This is a genomic window from Streptococcus oralis (assembly GCF_001579025.1).
Classification (GTDB): Bacteria; Bacillota; Bacilli; order Lactobacillales; family Streptococcaceae; genus Streptococcus; species Streptococcus oralis_X.
In genome coordinates this window covers 537671-540866 of sequence record NZ_KQ970235.1, presented here as the reverse complement: position 1 = coordinate 540866, position 3196 = coordinate 537671, and the positions used below count along the sequence as shown (strand labels likewise).

The 3196-nt window shown below is 42.9% G+C and carries 4 protein-coding genes; 1 reads left to right on the top strand and 3 read right to left on the bottom strand.

All coding sequences use genetic code 11. From position 1 onward, the window contains the following. The 3 genes from SORDD27_RS10115 to SORDD27_RS02530 all read right to left on the bottom strand — a co-directional run. On the bottom strand, nt 1–621 hold a 621-nt coding region (locus SORDD27_RS10115), incomplete at its 3' end, for a ComEC/Rec2 family competence protein (protein WP_231069268.1). Then, complete coding sequence (locus SORDD27_RS02535; RefSeq protein ID WP_061427144.1) at nt 605–1255, bottom strand: helix-hairpin-helix domain-containing protein; 651 nt, start codon at nt 1253–1255, stop codon at nt 605–607. The genes SORDD27_RS10115 and SORDD27_RS02535, both read right to left, overlap by 17 nt. A 66-nt stretch (nt 1256–1321) precedes the next feature. Further along, nucleotides 1322–1891: a GNAT family N-acetyltransferase gene (locus SORDD27_RS02530; RefSeq protein ID WP_061427142.1), complete on the bottom strand. Its 570-nt coding sequence runs from the start codon at nt 1889–1891 to the stop codon at nt 1322–1324. Nucleotides 1892–2066: 175 nt separating this feature from the next. On the opposite strand from SORDD27_RS02530, the gene ald reads away from it, so the two are divergent. Then, nucleotides 2067–3179, top strand: coding sequence for an alanine dehydrogenase (gene ald, locus SORDD27_RS02525; protein WP_061427140.1), 1113 nt, complete (start codon nt 2067–2069; stop codon nt 3177–3179). Nucleotides 3180–3196 lie beyond the last annotated feature (17 nt).

Below are 3196 nucleotides of genomic sequence, written 5' to 3'. Positions count from 1 at the left end.
GTCTGGAAAGTGCGCCTTGATCCAAACTACAGCCTTTCGACGTAAAGCCGACAAATTTTCACCTATATCCCAACTGCTAACCTGTTTAAGTGACTGGATGCTCTTGATAGTCAGTGTCTGGTAAATTCCCTGAGTCTTCAGATAGGCTCGGTAGTCAAATCCACCAAAATTCCTCTGCCCTTCAGGTTCAGAGACTTTCCCTTCTAGCTCTATCTCGTGAAGGTCTGTTAAGGCTTGAAATTGCTCTTTCTCCTCCTCAGACTGGAGTTTATAGTAAACTTGGAAGGTGCGACCCTCAGCCTTGCCCCGAAAGGACAGACTATCTCCATTGACCTTAATAGTGTCAGGCAAAATCCGTACCTTCTCAACAGAATCCACTAACTTTTGACTAGCTTGTGTCTGTTGCCAGTTTTGAAACAGAAACCAAAAACCAAAAACTCCACAAATCGCTAGAACTTTTCCAGCCGATTTCCAAGGAAATTGGAAAAAGAGACAGACGATCAAAAAAACAAAACCTAGCAATGCGAGATAGGACACTCCAAAAATGGCATAGTAAAGCCAGAGCAATAGAAAACTCAGATAGATTAAGGGGATAGGGAAATTCTTAATCCACTGTGACATAATCTTTTAGCTTTTCTATGGTCTTAGCGCCAATGCCAGAAACCTTCTTGAGTTCGTCTACCGACTTGAACTTGCCATTTGCCTCACGATGGTCGATAATATCCTGGGCTCGCTTTCCTCCCAAGCCTTTGACCTGTTTTAGTTCTTCCAGACTAGCTTTATTAAGGTTGATCTTCTTTTCTTTACTTGTCGAAGGAGTCGTTCCAGAGGCAGCCTGCTGACTAGCCGCTTCTTCTCCCTTAGTTGGAACATAGACCAGAGCCTCGTCACTGATTTTCTGTGCTAGATTAAGCGACTTGCTGTCTGCTTCTTCTGTCAATCCACCTGCCTTCTGAACGGCATCATGAACTCGACTTCCTACTGGCAAATCATAAATCCCTGGCGATTTAACAGCACCTTTGACATCTACTGTGATTAGATCTTGTTCAGCAGACTCTTCCTTTTCTTCCTTCTTGATTTCTTTTTCAGATGATGAATCCTTTGAAACAGCCGCAACTTCAGTCTGCAAATTTGTTTCTTTCACAGATGTTTGTGTAGTTGGCTTTAGTAGGAAAAATGCGCCCAAGGCCAAACCCAAACCAGCACAGATGACAATGATTTTATACTCTTTGATTTTCTCGATAATTGCTTCCATATTTTCTCCTCTCTTAGATTATTCGTAAGAGGAAGAAAAAACAGTCGAAAATTTCTTTTCAACTGCTTATTTATTTGCAAAATAGTCTTCCTTAGTCAAGACATAATAAACTCTTGTGATAATTCGTCCTGGTTCTCTATTATCCATTCTGGCATAGGGTTCTTCGTGGGAAAAATGCATACCTGATTTCTCCATGACTCTTCCAGATGCGAGATTGTCTTTATCGTGAAGCGCGGTCAACTTGTTCATTCCAATCTTCTCAAAAGCCAGCTCAATCACGGCCCGATTGGCTTCTGTCGTCAATCCTTGATTCCAATACTTTTGGTTGATAATGTAACCAATAGCTGCTTTTTTGAGAATGGGGTCAATCTTGTGCAAGTCAATGGTTCCGATAAACTGACCATTGCTTTTTAATTCGATTCCCCAACGGCCCAAGGGATTAGCCAAGTAAAACTGAGCAATGTTGTTCTTAGTTTCTTCTAAGCTTTGATTTGTTGGAAAAGTGTAGCGTGTATTTTCACTGTCTGAAGCATACTCAAACATAGCTTCTGCATCGTCCAAGGTTACAGGTCGGAGCAATAAACGCTTCGTTTCTATAGATGGATACTGGGCAAATTTCACAAATATTGATTCCATGCTTTTTCCTCCATTAGAGCTTGATTCTCACTAGTCTAGCATAAATAAATTTGGATGACAAGTTTTTCTTGATTTTTGAAGCGGTTTCATATACAATAAAACCATCACATTTTTGATTTATGGAATGGAATGTGACAACCAAAACAATCCGACAATTGAAAGGTAGGTTATCTATATGTTAATCGGAATCCCAAAAGAAATTAAAAATAACGAAAACCGTGTCGCCCTCACACCTGCTGGTGTTCATAGCTTAGTTTCTCGTGGACATCGTGTCCTCATCGAAACAAATGCTGGTCTCGGTTCAGGATTTACTGATGCTGACTATCAAAAGCAAGGAGCTGAGATTGTCGCTACTGCTGCTGAAGCATGGGCTGCCGAGTTGGTCGTGAAAGTAAAAGAACCACTAGCTTCTGAATATGGTTATTTGCGCGACGATCTTCTTCTCTTCACATACTTGCACATGGCCGCTGCGCCAGAATTAGCAGAAGCTATGTTAGCAGCCAAAACAACAGGAATTGCCTATGAAACTGTTCGTGACAATCAAGGACAACTACCGCTCCTCGTTCCTATGAGTGAGGTTGCAGGTCGTATGGCTGTTCAAATCGGAGCTCACTTCCTTACTAAGCAAGCTGGTGGTTCTGGTGTCCTACTAGGTGGTGTACCAGGTGTTCCAAAAGGAAAAGTAACCATCATCGGTGGTGGTGTCGTCGGTACACATGCTGCCCGCATTGCCCTTGGTCTTGGTGCTCAAGTGACTATTTTAGATATCAGCGCTAAGCGTCTCTCAGTTCTAGAAGAAGTCTTTGGAAACCAAATTCAAACTCTTATGTCTAATTCATTCAACATCGAAGCAAGTGTGAGAGATGCTGATGTGGTGATTGGTGCGGTTCTCATCCCTGGTGCCAAAGCACCAAAATTGGTGACAGATGAGATGGTCAAACAAATGCGTCCAGGCTCTGTCATTGTTGACGTTGCCGTTGACCAAGGTGGCGTTATCGAGACAGCTGACCGTGTGACAACACACGATGAACCCGTCTATGAAAAACACGGTGTTCTCCACTATGCCGTTGCCAATATCCCTGGTGCGGTTGCCCGTACTTCAACCATCGCCCTAACCAATGTCACTCTTCCTTATATCGAAGCTCTGGCTGGCAAAGGATTCGCACAAGCAATTGCTGAAAATGAGGGCTTGCGTCAAGGTGTGACCACTTATCAAGGTTACTTAACTAGCCTCCCAGTTGCTCAAGGCCTCGATAAAGAGCACACGTCTATCGACGAACTTGTTTAAAGCTAGACACTCATTAA

Coding starts and splice junctions, on each gene's coding strand:
- SORDD27_RS02530 (WP_061427142.1), bottom strand. CDS start 1,891: ATGGAATCAATATTTGTGAAATTTGCCCAGTATCCATCTATAGAAACG.
- ald (WP_061427140.1), top strand. CDS start 2,067: ATGTTAATCGGAATCCCAAAAGAAATTAAAAATAACGAAAACCGTGTC.
- SORDD27_RS02535 (WP_061427144.1), bottom strand. CDS start 1,255: ATGGAAGCAATTATCGAGAAAATCAAAGAGTATAAAATCATTGTCATC.